Genomic DNA, 14,444 nt, shown 5'->3' with positions numbered 1-14,444 from the left:
GTTTAGCGCCAGCACCTCTGCTGCTGCGCTTGTCTGTGTGCGCTCGCCGTTAACCCAGCACCTTCGTGAGATTGACTGATACCTATGGAATGGATTGCAGATCCCACGGCCTGGCTCGGCCTGTTGACCCTGATTGTGCTGGAACTGGTACTGGGTATTGATAACCTGGTGTTTATCGCCATCCTCGCCGACAAACTGCCGCCGGAGCAGCGCGACCGTGCCCGGGTCATCGGCCTGACGCTGGCCCTGGTCATGCGCCTGGGCCTGCTGGCCAGCATCTCGTGGATGGTCACGCTGACGCAGCCTTTGTTCGAAGTCTTCGACAAAGCGTTCTCGGGGCGCGACCTGATCATGCTGTTCGGCGGCTTGTTCCTGTTGTTCAAGGCCACGATGGAGTTGCATGAGCGCCTGGAAGGGCATGTGGCCGAGCGCTCATCGGCGCTGGGCTATGCCATGTTCTGGCCGATTGTGGCGCAGATTGTCGTGCTCGACGCGGTGTTTTCCCTGGACGCAGTGATTACCGCGGTAGGCATGGTTGAACATCTGTCGGTGATGATGATCGCCGTGGTGTTCTCGATCGGCCTGATGATCATCGCCAGCAAACCGTTGACCCACTTCGTCAACAGTCACCCTACGGTGATCATGCTGTGCCTGGGCTTCTTGATGATGATCGGCTTCAGCCTGACTGCCGAGGGCCTGGGCTTTCATATCCCGAAAGGTTATCTGTACGCCGCCATCGGCTTCTCGATCCTGATCGAAGTACTCAACCAGATTGCCCGTGCGCGCCGCAAGAAAAGCGTGCAGGGCCTGCGGCCCATGCGCGAGCGCACCGCCCATGCGGTGATGCGCTTGCTTGGCGGACGCACCCTGAGTGCTGATGAAGTGGGCGAAGAGATTGCCGACATGCTTGACGGTGGCAGTCAGCAGAACGTCTTCCATCGACGCGAGCGCGTGATGATCAGTGGCGTATTGCAACTGGCGGAACGGTCGATTCGCACGGTGATGACGCCCCGTGCCGAGATCGATCATATCGATCTGGCTGATTCGGCAGAGACCATCCGTACAAAGCTGATGCATTCATCGTACTCCCGGCTGCCCCTGATCCGGGATGGCCGGGTAGATGAACCCTTGGGCTTTGTGCATAAAAAGGAGCTGCTCAAGGAGCTGCTGGCGGGGCATGAACCGGATCTGGAGGCGATGGCGCGCAAGGCCATCAATCTGCTGGACAGCTTCACGATTCTCAACGCTCTGGAACAGATGCGTAAAGAGTCGACGCACATTGCGTTTGTCATCAACGAGTTCGGTGACTTCATCGGCCTGCTGACCATGACTGACATTCTCGAGTCGATCGCTGGTGAACTGCCGGATGCCAGCGAGATAGAGGGGCCCAATATCGTTGCCCAGGAGGAGGGTTATCTGGTCAGCGGCGCCTTGAACCTGAGCCAGATTCGCCAGCACATCGGCTTTGCAGCCAAGGCCACGGATGACTATCAGACACTTGCAGGTATGGTCATGAGTTTACTGGATCGTCTGCCGATGATTGGCGACAAGCTGACGTGGGAAGGCTGGACCTTGACCGTAGTCGAGGTAGAAGAGCGGAGGGTGACGCGGGTGTTGCTGAGCAAATCCGCTCCCACAGTAAAAGGTTAGCGCGGTCAGTGTGGGAGCCGGGCTTGCCCGCGATGCAGGCAGCCCGGTCTGTCTGAAGGATCGTGGCGCTGCTATCGCGAGCAAGCCCGATCCCACAGGGGAGGGCAGTGCTTAGTTGCTGTCAGGCAGTGCGTAAGCGATCACGTAGTCACCGCGATCCGGCGACTGACGGGCACCACCAGCGGTGATCACGATGTATTGCTTGCCGGTTTTAGGCGAAACAAAGGTCATCGGACCGCCCTGGCTGCCAACAGGCAAACGGGCTTTCCAGGCTTCTTCACCGTTGGCCGAGTTAAAAGCGCGCAGGTAGAAGTCTTGAGTGCCAGCGATGAACACCAGGCCACCTTGTGTCGACAGGGTACCGCCCAATGTCGGCATGCCGATCGGCAGTTGCAGACCCATCTTGATCCCCATCGGGCCGGTGTCCTGCACGGTACCGACCGGTACTTGCCAGGCGACCTTCTGAGTCTTCATGTCAATGGCGGTCAGCGTACCGAAAGGCGGGGCCTGGCACGGAATACCGGCTACCGACAGGAAGCGGTTTTTGTTCACCGCATAAGGCGTGCCCTTGAGCGGTACGGCACCCATGCCGGTGTTCAGCGCTTCACCGCCAGAAGAGGCCTTGGCGTCTTTTTGCTGCGGAACCATCTGCACCCACAAGCCCAGGCGCATGTCGTTGACGAAAATAAAGCCGTGAACCGGGTCAGTCGACAGGCTGCCCCAGTTCATGCCACCCAGCGAACCCGGGAAGCTCAACGACACATCAGTGCCCGGCGCGGTGTACAGACCTTCGTAACGCATCTTCTTGAAGGAAATACGGCACAGCATCTGATCAAACGGGGTTGCACCCCACATGTCCGATTCAGTCAGGGTCTGCGCACCAATCTGTGGCATGCCCACGGATTTTGGCTGGGTCAGCGAGTAGGGCTCGTCCGGAATGTTCGAGGCCTTGACCGGTACTTCTTCAACCTTGGTCAGAGGCTGGCCGGTGTGGCGATCGAGGACAAAAATCTGCCCGGCCTTGGTGCCGATCACTACCGCCGGGACCTTGCTGCCGTCCGCTTTGGCGAAGTCGATCAGGCTTGGCTGCATCGGCAGATCGAAGTCCCACAAGTCATTGTGGACGGTCTGGTACACCCATTTTTCTTCACCAGTGGTGGCGTTCAGTGCCAGTACCGATGCACCGTACTTGTGGTTCAGCTCGGTACGTTCGACACCATAGATGTCGGTGGACGAGCTGCCCATCGGCAAGAATACGGTGTTCATCAGCGGGTCATAGGACATCGGTGCCCAGCTGTTCGGCGTGCTGCGAACGTAGGTCTTGCCTTCTGCCGGTGCTTGCTTGTCCTGCGGGTTGCCCGGGTCGAAGGCCCAGCGCATGGCGCCGGTCACTACGTCGAAACCACGGATCACGCCACCTGGCATATCGGTCTGGACGTTGTCAGCCACGCGACCGCCAACCACCACCGTGGTACCTGCCATCAACGGTGCCGACGACAACTGGTAGTAGGAGTCGGGCACATTGCCCAGGCCGGCCTTGAGATCAACCTGGCCATTGCTGCCGAAATCCGGGCAGAACTGGCCGGTGTCGGCATCTACCGCGATCAGGCGTGCATCGATGGTATTGGTCAGCAGGCGACGCTGGCACGCCGCGCCCGGGGCAACGGTGACGGCTGCGGCCGGGGTGCTGCCATCGGTGGGTGCTGCGACTGGGGCGCTGGCATCAAAGTAGGCCAGGCCACGGCAACGCTGCCAGACGGCGGCCTTGGCATTGATGTTGTTCTTCCACAACTCTTTACCAGTATCGGCGTCCAGCGCGATCAGGTTGTTGTGTGGCGTACAGATAAACACTTTGTCGCCCACTTGCAGCGGGGTCATCTGGTCTTCTGCGCCATTGCCATCACTGATGGCCACATCGCCGGTCTGGTAGGTCCAGGCCGGTACCAGCTTGGACACGTTGCTACGGTTGATCTGATCCAGAGCAGCAAAGCGGCTGCCACCTTCGTCATTGCCGTAGTGTGCCCAGTCTTTCTGGGCTTTGGCCGGGTCAACCTTGGTCAGGCCCGGGCCGTCACCGGTCGGTGCGATCGAGGCGTGAGGCTGGAACATCCCCCAGAAGCCGGCGGCGATGGCCACGGCCAGCACTGCCCCCAGCGCATAACCGGCGTTGCCGCTCAGGCCATTGGCCTTGCGCAGCGAAGGGTAAGCCAGCGCCACGACAAGGCTGAGCACAGCCAGGGCAAACAGACGTGATACCAGCGGCCAGAACACCAGCCCGGCATCCGCCAGGGCCCAGATCACACTGGCGAGCATGACGCCAGCAAACAGCCAGGCACCAGCCAGGCGTCGCTTGAACAGCAACACGGACGAAGCGACCATGCCCAGGCCTGCAAGCAGGAAGTACAGGCTACCACCGAGCGTGGCCAGGTAGCCGCCACCGGCGACATAGAGCAAACCAAAAACCAGCACGCCTAAAGCGGCGACCCAGATGGGCCAACGGCTTGCGGCTGCCGAAGGTTGAGCGTTATTCATTGTGCATGACCCTATTGATGCATGAACGGTTGGGAGGAGGGCATAGCGTTTAACTGTAGCGGCTTGCAAGGCAGGCGCAGACGTGTCGGCGTTTCTGCACGTCGTCGAGGCCTTGAACAGGCCAGGTCGACAGACCGGGAAACGTCCGAAACAGTTATGTACTAAACGGTTAGTTTTATAACTTTAACAAAAACCCGGGCCTGCGACAAATTGTCAGTGTCGAGAGTCCGATAAGAGGGGATGTCAGGGGGAGGGCAAAGGGCGCGCAGATGCCCTTCAGCCATAGGGGCTGCCATCTTTATGGACGAAGTGCCATGTGCCGTCGACTGCCGTCACCGCCTGTATATCGTCTGACGGGTAAGTCACGCTATCTCCGACACTACGGTCGCCTACTTCAAGAACCACGCAGAGGGTGTCAGTTTTATTCTCCAGATGGTGGGCAAGCCCTTTGGCGGGGAAGCCCGCAATCATCCCCGGAGCCAGTTGCACGCTTTCATCACCTCTGAACAAGGTCGGATGACCCTCCAGGACATAGATAAATTCGTCCTGTAATGAGTGCGAGTGATGAAGGGCGGAGAGACTGCCTGGCGGCAGGTGTACAAGGTTGACGCCAAAATTCTTCAAGTTGAACAGATCACCCAGAGGCCGTTTGGTGCGGCCCTGCATCAGGGACGCGAAGGGCTCGGGGTAGTTGCTGGGGCGGGTTCTCTGCGCTGCATCGCAAGCATTGATCGGGCCTTGCTCAGTGGGGCGGATCATGGTGCGTCCCTCAAGATCAACAGCCAAACACAGAGGGGCAGTGCAACCGCCTTGGCAATCTGCACTGCCTGAAAGTGCCATCAGACATCCAGCATAGCCGGCACGTGGCTGTGCTGCTCTGAAACATGGCTGTCATTGGCAGGGGCTTAAATAGTGACTCCTTCCACTCGAGAAGATCATCCATGTCACAGTTTCCAGTCCGCCGTCGCAGCCTGATCCAAACGCTTTCTGCGGGACTTGTGTTGCCCAGCCTCGCGCCGGCTATTCTGGCGAATGTCCAGGACAGGCCCCAGATGACAGATGGTGTGCAATCCGGGGATCTACTGGGTGACCGCGCGATGGTCTGGAGCCGTAGTGACCGGCCAGCCAAACTGGTGGTTGAGTGGGACACCACCAGCACTTTTGCTCAGCCCCGGCGCGCCGCTTCGGCGCAGGCACATGCAGGCACTGACTACACCGCCCGGGTGGAACTCAGAGGGCTGCCCGCCGATCAATCCATCTTTTATCGCGCCTGGTTCGAGGACGCCCGCACCGGAACAGCGGGCGAACCGTGGTTCGGGCACCTGCGCAGTGTGCCAGGGCAGCCGCGGGACATTCGTTTTGTATGGAGTGGTGATACGGTCGGTCAAGGGTTCGGCATCAACCCTGACATAGGCGGCATGCGCATCTACGACGCCATGCGTCGACGCTTGCCGGATTTTTTCTTGCACAGTGGCGACACTATCTACGCAGATGGCCCGGTTCTGGCCCAACAGGTCGTGGAAAATGGTCGCGTCTGGCGCAACCTGACCACTGAAGCCAAAAGCCATGTCGCGGTGACTGTCGACGACTTTCGTGGCAACTACCGATACAACCTGATGGACGAGAACGTACGACGCTTTAATGCCGAAGTGCCGCAGATCTGGCAGTGGGACGACCATGAAACGACCAACAACTGGTCGTCTGGTAAACAGCTGGATTCACGCTATGGCAGTGCCGCCATCAGGGATCTGCTCGGTCCGGCACGGCAAGCCTGGCTCGAGTACTCCCCGATGCGTCCTCAGCCTGGCGATAAGGGCGGTCGCATCTACCGGAGCCTCCCTTATGGACCTTTACTGGAGCTCTTTGTGCTGGACATGCGCAGTTACCGAGGGAGCAATGACGCCAACTTGTCCGCTGTCCCGGGCCCACAGACGGCGTTTCTCGGGCGTACGCAACTCGACTGGCTCAAGCAGGCGCTGGCACATTCAACGGCCCAGTGGAAAGTGATCGCTGCCGATATGCCGCTTAGCCTGGCCGTGGCGGATGGCGAAATGTCGCCCGGAGTACCGCGCTGGGAGGCAATAGCCAACGGCGACAATGGCAAACCGTTGGGACGAGAAATGGAGATTGGCGAGTTACTGGATTTCCTGCGCCAACGACAGGTCCGTGATGTTGTGTGGCTAACTGCCGATGTGCACTACTGTGCAGCTCACCACTATCATCCTGATCGAGCAGCGTTCCAGCAATTTGAGCCGTTCTGGGAATTTGTCGCCGGACCTTTAAATGCGGGCAGTTTTCCGTCTTGTGCTCTGGACATGACCTTTGGCCCGCAGGTGGTCTTCGAGAAGGCACCGACTGAACCGAACATCTCGCCCCTGGCAGGGCTGCAGTTCTTCGGCGAGGTCAACATTGATGCTCGTGACAAGAGTCTCACGGTAACCCTTCGCGACCTGGACGGTGTAGCGGTGTTTGAGCAGCAGTTGAAGCCTTTCGGGCATGAGGTCTAGGCAGGCTTAAGAGTGGAGCCAGTCGTAAATCCGGGCGAGTGGAGGGTAGTCCTGATCCGCTGAGCCTGTCGGAGCGGGCATTTCACCATGCGGCAGTAGCAGTCCGGAGGGGTAAGCAGGGGGAGGATAAATGCTCGAACCGGCTTGATTCGCCGTTGTTCGGTCTGGGCATCAGGTCGATTTGCCAGCCAGGTTTCAGAGGGATACTTTCCGGGCGGGACGGGCGTTTTATTCTGAGATTCAAAAACTCCTATTATAACTAAACTAAACAACCATTTAGTATAGTTATAATTATTGGGTATATATGAGCACCCAGAGAGTCAACGCTGTACAAGTCTATGCCTATTCAGTAGAAATTATGAGCTAGATTCCTGCTGTCAAATCGCTACTATTGAGTTCATTTTGCCGGATCTGTATGGCCAGCAAGGTGCAAATCAAGCCCTGACGCAAGGATAGTGCGATGTACGTGTATAAAATGGTCCAAGTTCCGCCGAACATTGAGGTTCAGGCGAACAAACACCGTGGTAATGAGGCCGCTGTCTACTTGGAAACGGTCGTCAATGAGTACGCTTCCGAGGGTTGGGAATTTTACCGAATTGACTCGATTGGTGTGTCAGTTAAGGCCGGTTGCTTTGATGCACTTAAAGGCAAAAAAGATTCTATGGCCAGCTATTACGTCATTTCTTTCCGAAAACCACGGTGATTTCCTGGCTTTCCGTTCGCTCCATTAAGCTCTATCAGCATATCGGGCCTAGCCGACTTAGAGACGCCTGCAGGTTTGAGCCAAGCTGTTCAAATTACGCATTGTTAGCAATCGAAAAGCACGGTGCATTGCGCGGATGGAAGATGGCACTGAACCGTATTCACCGATGCCGTTTCCCAAACGGTGGCAATGATTATCCTTGATGATTGTCTAGTATTCGCTGAGTGCTGGCTTTCCAGGTCATAGCAATAGCTTTGACCTGGTTCAAATTGGCGTTAGCGTTATTGTTCCGTCAGGCTGTTTTTTAACGGTCAGCGTGTCACCCATAACAATGTCGAGTTCGCTGAGCAAACCATCGGGCAACGGCACGATCTTGTCGCCAGTGCCAGTGCCAGTGCCAGTGCCATCGGCAGCGTCTTGGCAGATCACAGTTCAGCGTTGGTTTTCAGTACCTGGTACACGGTTCATGGTTTTGATCCCAAGATGGTCAGAGGTCGATAATGCCAGTCTGCCTGTTGAAAAGCAGCCTCCACTGGCCCTGACATTCCAATACGCTGTTTCGCATAATGTATATTATGTTAAGTCATGTTCATGAAGTTCATAAGGTACTGAATCGACGAATCCGCTTTTGACGTCCACTCTCCCAACGGACCATAGACTTCGATGAGGTGGCTGCCGATGAAGCTGATTCAGTGCCGCTTTTCTTCAGGTCAGCGTGTTCCGCTGCTCGTGCACGCTGCTAACCCGGAGCCGTTGCCCATACGCGTTCTGTTCATCTACGTCCGACTCAAACTCAGGCACCGCGCTTACTATCGGCGGCGGCACATCTGCCTGCGGTCCAGGCTTTCTATACCTATGCCCAAAGTCGAGACGCTCATTTGGATGGCGTCATCTTGGTCTGCCACTTCGAGTCGATTCTGGCGTTGAATAGCCGCAGATTCTCTAGAGCCCCCCGAACCTCACAATTGAGACTGTTGGGAGCTGGATACCTAAAGCAGCTGCATTAACCGGGTATTCAAGGTGAGGCTATGCTCGGGCCGCTCTGCTGCGGGTCATATGGATGAGTGCTGATCTACGACTATCCAGAGAACTTCTCTCTTCGACAGCAAAGGGCAAGAAGCCTAGTTTTGGATATAGCAGCAAGCCTGCTGTATTTTCATTGAAGCACGAGATCTGCACCTCTGTGGCGTCATAGCGGTCGAACGCCAGAGCAGTCATCGTCTCCACGATGAAGGTCGCCACACCTTTACCTCGTGCCTCTTGGGCAACGATGACATTGCCGATACAGCAAACTCCACTCGTTTCAGCCCGATAAAAGTTAGCAAAACCGACGACGCTATTCCCCGCTTCGACAACCGTCGAGTCGAATCGTTGAGTAATAGCGTTAGACAGCTGAGCTTCAGTCAGGGGGTATTGAGCTTTCGGGAACATATAAAACAGTTCCTGAGCGTTAAGGGGAAAGCTACAGATAGTTTTGATGTCATCTGCCTTCACTGGCCTGTGTTGCAATATCATCGCGCGTCCTTGAGGTCTATGCATTCGGCATTCTAGCCCACTACTATTTGCTCAAACACCTTGCCTGGTTATCGGGGCACCCTTTGATGCGGCAGCAGCTCCGCAATCTCACTTGCCCGCTGAGTCGACAGGCGCATGAGGACGTCCTTCAAAATAGGTACGCCGCCGTCATCGAGATAGCGCGACAGCGCCATTAAACCTGCCAATTCTTGCTAGAATCACTAAACCCATAAGCACGCTAGTCAAGTCGATCACTAAGGATTGAGATTGCATGATCAAAACCCTGCCTAAAATTATAATTTCAGTTGCTGCACTTTTCGGTATGCTTATTAATTTGCACTTGATCCACACACTTAGCGATCACTCTGCTGTCTCTGGCGTCGAGGAGTTGCTCAGTCTAAGGATGTATGACTGGAGCCAGTCAGTGTCCAAGAAATCAGACTTGGGTGGCTTTGTTACCTTTTCGATTCTTGGCGCTGTGATTGCCGCATATGTAGCGTCTAAATTAGAGTTTAATTTGGAAAAGACCCTGTGTTCAATCATCGCTACCGCCATAATATCTGGATTTGTTTTGGGGAACGTCCAGAATGCTGTGGTATTTCATATTGGCACTTCTTTGGTTGAGAAGTACCCCGCCGCCACCAAGCGTGCTATTTCCACCTATTATGTGCAGCGTCTTGCGTGGCGCGATAACGGCTATAAAAACGTACTCATCCCTGAATATTCCGGCGATAACATTCGAACAATTGAGTCGAAGCTATTCAGTGTCAATATGTTTTATTTGGTTGAGGATCCCCTTTTCGTGACAGGGGACAAGACCAGAGGCAAAGACCTTATGGCACTGTACTTCAATGATGCAGTTGACGCGCAAGTCAAGCAGCAACCATGGGGGCTGCCCAAAGATAACTGGATGTATGAAGGCTTTGTAAGGAAATTTGATACTGCCCACTACGATTTGCGAAGAGTAAATAATACTGTCGTTGTACCTGTTGTGTTGGCCACGACCATTTTTAGTCTGATCTTAAGCATCTTGGTTTTCATAGGTGAAGTATTTGGATTGGCTGGTGGTAGCTGGCTAAAGACAAGGGTTTATGCAGTGGCGGGTGTTGCTATTGCTTTGCTGGTCACTCCCTTATTCGTACAAACTCACTATCACTTGACGCCAGCAATACAGCAATTTAACTGCAGCTACAGCTATTGTAATTTGGCACAACCCGTTATTGATTGGCTTTTCAGATTCGAACTGGGAGTCGTCAAATTAATCTCATTCGTCACCTGAGAATCTAGAGAAGGTCTCATCAGCTGTCTGCTGGCAGGAGACGTTGACCGTCACTTGAATGCCCTCCTCACCTGCCCGCTGCCAATCGGCGATTTGCTGGCACACTCGGGAGATCACCCAATTGCCGACCTGGGTAAACAGAAGAGCTTTTGTTCCCGTGCAGGCAAGTTTTTCAACTGCCTGCACGGGCATGACCCTATTTGCTTTTGTGGTGCTTCAACACAAACCAGACCAACAGACTCAATGCGCCGACCAGTGCAGCCGCCGTCAGTAAAACCATGCTGTGGGAGGCACTAAAAGCTTTTTGCCCGGCTGCAGCAAGCTGCTGGCCTTGAATGCCTCCAAGTGTTTTGGCCGCAATCATCGTTTCACCAATAGACCGTACGGCTGTCTCGGCCATGGCAGATGGAATGCCGTCAGGCAGCTGTATGGATTTTTCATAGGTGGATACGAGAAGAATACCGAAAACGGTTATGCCCAATCCGGTGCCAAGGTCGTAACTCGTGGCCTCAAGGGCTCCGGCAGAGCCCGCTTTCTCCATTGGAATACTGTTCATGATCGCCACTGACGAGGCGGTCAAACCAATGCTCAGGGAAAGCCCCAGTGCCACCAGCATCACAATAACGGCTACCCCGCCGCTGCCCAGGTGTATCTGGGCCAACCCGACCAGACTTGCCGCTGACACCAGCAACGAGCAACTCGCAACCCACCGCAGGCCAATCGCCTTCAGGATGACCCCGGCAAGAGGCCCACCGATTGCAGCCGCAATCATCAGCGGCATCATGAAAATACCGGCCTCCAGGGGGGTACGCCCCATGACGAACTGCAGTTCTTGAGCCAGCAGCAATTCGAACCCGGCAAGCGCACCCATGGTTACCAGGGCCATGACAATACCCGTGCTGACCGCCGGAATGGAAAATAGGCTCAGATCCAGCATCGGGGTCGTGGTGTGAAGCTGCTTGCGTACAAACCAGACAAGCATCAGTGCTCCGAAGACAAAACAGGCACCGGTTACGAAAACAGAGCTGTTGGTTTTGAAGCCCGATTTGAGGGCGTAAACACTTGCCATGACACCCAGGATCAGAATCAAGGACTGTCCGATGGTCCAGTTTCCATCGCCGACCACACTTCGTCGCGGGATGTAGGCGATCACCAAGGGTATGACCAGCAGCATCACGGGCACATTGATCAGGAACACCGAACCCCACCAGAAATGCTCAAGCAATGCACCACCGACCAAGGGCCCGATGGCGGCTCCGGTGGAGGCAACAGCGCCCCAGATACCCAGCGCTACTGCTTGATCGCTCTGATCTTCAAAGGTTTGTCGAATAATCGCGAGGACGCTGGGCATGACCATGGCGCCGCCGAAGGCCATGAACGCCCGTGCGCCGATCAACGATCCGACATTGGGAGAAAAGGCGGCCAATACCGAACCTGCGCAGAAGATACCCAGCCCGGCCAGCAGCATTCGGCGATGGCCGACCCTGTCCGCAAGCGTGCCCATGGGAATCAGCAGGCTGGCCATCAACAACGGGTAGATGTCGATGATCCACAGAATCTCGGTGCCCGTTGCTTGCAACGCAAGGGTCAGTGACGGAACCGCGACATGAAGAATGGTGTAATCCAGGACAATCGGCATAAAAGCCAGAATGACCGACATGAGGACTAACCAACGGTTTGAGTTGCCATTAGACACAATAAAGAGACCTTTTTACCGGGATCCCGGTCTTCAAACGGTTGTGAGCCGTTTTAAGCCGTTGTTGTTACCACGCTTGCGCCCCAAGGCTGCGCCGCGATGCTAACCCATATCCCCCAGCTTTCCCGCCGTGCAAATGTGAAGCTTTGTGAAGTCCAGGGTTTGAACCAGGACGATCCAGCCCTGCCCTGGAAACTGTAATCTGGCCTGATGAAAAGACACTATCGGCGCCCAGGCAGCGCCCTGCTCGACCTCTATCGACTCGGTCCCCCTCAGCAGCGTCTGCCGTTCGGATACTTCCAGTGGGGCTCGGATACAATCTGCTCCAGCCTCTGTGGGAGCGGGCTTGCTCGCGATGGTCGTTAACGATGATGCGTAGTTACTGGGTAAATGCGCGGCCCTGAAGATCATCACGAGCAAGGCCCCCCTATGACCAGCCGCCTCTCAACTATTCGTCGAGTTCATGCTCAAGCTTCAATGCTCGCTTCCAGCTGTCCAGTGCTGCCAGACGTTGCAGGTAAGCCTGCAGATGTGGGTACTGCGCCCCGCACTTCATCTGCTCGACCACCGTGATGGCAACAAAAGCCAGCATGAAGTCAGCCCCTGACAATGTGTCCCCCACAATGAAGGTTCTGTTCGCAAGCGCACTGTCCAGAAACCCCAGTACTTTATCGAACTCAGTCCGGGTATAGCCGTCCAGGAACTTGAGTTGAGTCCCTGCATTAATTTCAAACTGGGTGAACAGCTTGAGTAGCACCGGCACCATCGCCGAGCTTTCTGCAAAATGAATCCATTGCAGGTACTGAAGATAATCTGGTGAGCTGAACGCGGGCTCCAGCCGGGGCGCAAAGCGGCGAATCAAGTATTCGACGATGGCGCCGGATTCAACCAGCACCTGTCCGTCGAGCTCAATCACCGGTGACTTGCCCAGCGGGTGAATGTCTTTCAGTGAGGCCGGGGCGAGATGAGTGGCAGGATCACGCTGATAGCGAATCAGGGTGTAAGGCTCTCCCATTTCTTCAAGCAGCCAAAGAATACGCAGTGATCGGGACGCGTTGAGGTGGTGAAGTGTGATCATGAAGACTCTCTCTGTTTATGATGGATGATTAGAAGTTCTTCTTATATATTTTCCCGCCTTTCATAATCATGCTGAGAGTTGCATCCGGGGCCTCCAGAAACCCCAGGCTCACCGTGGGATCTCCCTCGACAACCAACAGATCAGCCAATGCACCTGCTTCTATCCGGCCAATTTTACCGGGATATGGATTGCGGGCTCCCGACAGCCCCAACAGTTCCCCATTCATCTTTGTCGCCATGTTCACGACGTCGTGTGCAGCGTAAAACCGGGTCAACTTTGCAAGCTGTCTTCCCTGAGTGGATGTCTTTTGCGGATTAAATAAAACATCAGTCCCCCAGGCCGTTTTTATATTGAAGCGCTGAGCAAACTCATAGGCTCTCGCGGTACCCTCAGCCACCACGCGCTGGCGCTCACGCCGTACAGGATCAGGATAAACATTGGCATCTTCATCTTGCAGAAAAGGCTGAAGACTCCACCAGATATCGTTGTCTGCCATCATGCGCGCGGTTTCTTCATCCGCCAGTTGGCCATGCTCGATCGATTTCACACCGGCGCGAATGGCACGCTGGATACTTCTGGGCGTGTACGCATGCACCATCACATAGGTGCCCCAATCGGCAGCGGCTTCAACCGCCATTCTTAATTCTGACTCCATAAACTGGGTGCTATCGAGATGGTCATACGTAGACGCAACGCCGCCACCTGCCATCAATTTTAGCTGTGATGCCCCAAGCATAAGCTGTTCTCTGGCCCGTCGAAGCACTTCGGCATCGCCATCAGCTATGGCTGCAGCACCCAGTTGCTCAGTCACGCTCAGTGGTCTGAGTGAGCTGCGGGGAATCTCTGATCGCATCCTGAAATCACCGTGGCCAGAGGTCTGTGAAATCATTGCGCCGGAAGGATAAATACGAGGCCCTGCAATAACACCCTCATCAATGGCACGCTTCAATGCGAACGAAGGTCCTCCAGGATCGCGAACCGTCGTAAAGCCGCGCATCAAAGTGCTTTCTGCTTCGCGGGCGGCGACTAAATGGATATAGCCCGGGTCTGCGCTCATCGCGTCAAGTTGCGTAATGCCCGCTAACGTAGTGTGCCAATGGGCATCAATCAATCCCGGCATCACCACTCTTCGCCCGCAATCGATAACCACGGCGCCTTCAACCTCTGTATTGGCGGGTAGCAGTGAGTCGATCACGCCATCCTTGATCAGGATGCAGACGTTATCGTCAAGCACAGCGCTACCGTTGAATAAGCGAAGATTCTTGAGCAACAGCGTGCTCGCGCTGGATTCAGCGTTTGTACCTTGTCCTGAGGCACTCGATGCGCGCACTGCAGAAAGTTGTGCACCTTTGGGTTTGATACCGCTATAGACGTCACGTCGAGACAGATCAAGCATCATTCTCGCGTGAAAGTCCTGTATATCCGGCGAGCTACAGGTGCACAGGTCATGTACTTCACGTTCAACATGATGACTGGGTGTAAAA

General features: G+C 55.4%; 12 protein-coding genes. 5 read left to right on the top strand and 7 right to left on the bottom strand.

The annotated features are described in order from the left end of the window. The first annotated feature begins 84 nt into the window (after nt 1-84). Entirely contained in the window at nt 85-1,650 is a 1,566-nt protein-coding gene (locus HBN79_RS03575; RefSeq protein WP_169916313.1) for a TerC family protein, read from the top strand. 111 nt (nt 1,651-1,761) lie between these two features. Here HBN79_RS03575 and HBN79_RS03570 read toward each other — a convergent pair whose 3' ends face one another. Next, the gene (locus HBN79_RS03570) at nt 1,762-4,182 is read right to left on the bottom strand and encodes a glucose/quinate/shikimate family membrane-bound PQQ-dependent dehydrogenase (RefSeq protein WP_169916311.1); all 2,421 of its coding nucleotides are present in this window, start codon (nt 4,180-4,182) and stop codon (nt 1,762-1,764) included. A gap of 276 nt (nt 4,183-4,458) precedes the next feature. Further along, the gene (locus tag HBN79_RS03565; RefSeq protein ID WP_095019149.1) at nt 4,459-4,941 is read right to left on the bottom strand and encodes a cupin domain-containing protein; all 483 of its coding nucleotides are present in this window, start codon (nt 4,939-4,941) and stop codon (nt 4,459-4,461) included. A gap of 182 nt (nt 4,942-5,123) precedes the next feature. On the opposite strand from HBN79_RS03565, the gene HBN79_RS03560 reads away from it, so the two are divergent. From HBN79_RS03560 to yidD, 3 genes are all read left to right on the top strand, one after another. After that, nucleotides 5,124-6,689, top strand: a complete 1,566-nt coding sequence (locus HBN79_RS03560; protein ID WP_169916310.1) for an alkaline phosphatase D family protein — start codon at nt 5,124-5,126, stop codon at nt 6,687-6,689. Between the two features lie 460 nt (nt 6,690-7,149). Then, a complete protein-coding gene (locus HBN79_RS03555) occupies nt 7,150-7,392 on the top strand; it encodes a DUF4177 domain-containing protein (protein WP_095023389.1) in 243 nt (80 codons plus the stop codon). Continuing rightward, nucleotides 7,389-7,595 (top strand): membrane protein insertion efficiency factor YidD, encoded by a 207-nt coding sequence (gene yidD / locus HBN79_RS03550; RefSeq protein WP_198417386.1) that lies wholly within the window; start codon nt 7,389-7,391, stop codon nt 7,593-7,595. Before HBN79_RS03555 ends, yidD begins: the two co-directional genes overlap by 4 nt. Before the next feature lie 823 nt (nt 7,596-8,418). On the opposite strand, the gene HBN79_RS03545 is transcribed toward yidD, so the two are convergent. Further along, entirely contained in the window at nt 8,419-8,907 is a 489-nt protein-coding gene (locus HBN79_RS03545) for a GNAT family N-acetyltransferase (RefSeq protein WP_169916308.1), read from the bottom strand. 271 nt (nt 8,908-9,178) lie between these two features. Here HBN79_RS03545 and HBN79_RS03540 point away from each other — a divergent pair, with 271 nt between their 5' ends. Continuing rightward, nucleotides 9,179-10,186, top strand: coding sequence for a hypothetical protein (locus HBN79_RS03540; protein WP_095032298.1), 1,008 nt, complete (start codon nt 9,179-9,181; stop codon nt 10,184-10,186). Here HBN79_RS03540 and HBN79_RS03535 read toward each other — a convergent pair. From HBN79_RS03535 to HBN79_RS03520, 4 genes are all read right to left on the bottom strand, one after another. Further along, the gene (locus HBN79_RS03535) at nt 10,172-10,378 is read right to left on the bottom strand and encodes an EAL domain-containing protein (protein WP_095024668.1); all 207 of its coding nucleotides are present in this window, start codon (nt 10,376-10,378) and stop codon (nt 10,172-10,174) included. The two genes, HBN79_RS03540 and HBN79_RS03535, sit on opposite strands and share 15 nt — an antisense overlap. A 4-nt stretch (nt 10,379-10,382) precedes the next feature. Further along, nucleotides 10,383-11,846, bottom strand: coding sequence for an MFS transporter (locus tag HBN79_RS03530; protein ID WP_095019155.1), 1,464 nt, complete (start codon nt 11,844-11,846; stop codon nt 10,383-10,385). A 484-nt stretch (nt 11,847-12,330) separates the two neighbouring features. Next, nucleotides 12,331-12,960 (bottom strand): glutathione S-transferase family protein, encoded by a 630-nt coding sequence (locus HBN79_RS03525; protein WP_095026252.1) that lies wholly within the window; start codon nt 12,958-12,960, stop codon nt 12,331-12,333. 28 nt (nt 12,961-12,988) lie between these two features. Continuing rightward, nucleotides 12,989-14,359: an amidohydrolase family protein gene (locus tag HBN79_RS03520; protein WP_169916307.1), complete on the bottom strand. Its 1,371-nt coding sequence runs from the start codon at nt 14,357-14,359 to the stop codon at nt 12,989-12,991. Between the last annotated feature and the right edge of the window lie 85 nt (nt 14,360-14,444).

It is taken from the genome of Pseudomonas sp. WS 5051 (genome assembly GCF_012985715.1).
Classification (GTDB): Bacteria; Pseudomonadota; Gammaproteobacteria; order Pseudomonadales; family Pseudomonadaceae; genus Aquipseudomonas; species Aquipseudomonas bubulae.
Note: the sequence above shows the minus strand (reverse complement) of the source record. Positions and strands in the feature narration are given on the sequence as shown.

Coding starts and splice junctions, on each gene's coding strand:
- HBN79_RS03575 (WP_169916313.1), top strand. CDS start 85: ATGGAATGGATTGCAGATCCCACGGCCTGGCTCGGCCTGTTGACCCTG.
- HBN79_RS03570 (WP_169916311.1), bottom strand. CDS start 4,182: ATGAATAACGCTCAACCTTCGGCAGCCGCAAGCCGTTGGCCCATCTGG.
- HBN79_RS03565 (WP_095019149.1), bottom strand. CDS start 4,941: ATGATCCGCCCCACTGAGCAAGGCCCGATCAATGCTTGCGATGCAGCG.
- HBN79_RS03560 (WP_169916310.1), top strand. CDS start 5,124: ATGTCACAGTTTCCAGTCCGCCGTCGCAGCCTGATCCAAACGCTTTCT.
- HBN79_RS03555 (WP_095023389.1), top strand. CDS start 7,150: ATGTACGTGTATAAAATGGTCCAAGTTCCGCCGAACATTGAGGTTCAG.
- HBN79_RS03545 (WP_169916308.1), bottom strand. CDS start 8,907: ATGATATTGCAACACAGGCCAGTGAAGGCAGATGACATCAAAACTATC.
- HBN79_RS03540 (WP_095032298.1), top strand. CDS start 9,179: ATGATCAAAACCCTGCCTAAAATTATAATTTCAGTTGCTGCACTTTTC.
- HBN79_RS03535 (WP_095024668.1), bottom strand. CDS start 10,378: ATGCCCGTGCAGGCAGTTGAAAAACTTGCCTGCACGGGAACAAAAGCT.
- HBN79_RS03530 (WP_095019155.1), bottom strand. CDS start 11,846: ATGTCGGTCATTCTGGCTTTTATGCCGATTGTCCTGGATTACACCATT.
- HBN79_RS03525 (WP_095026252.1), bottom strand. CDS start 12,960: ATGATCACACTTCACCACCTCAACGCGTCCCGATCACTGCGTATTCTT.
- HBN79_RS03520 (WP_169916307.1), bottom strand. CDS start 14,359: ATGATGCTTGATCTGTCTCGACGTGACGTCTATAGCGGTATCAAACCC.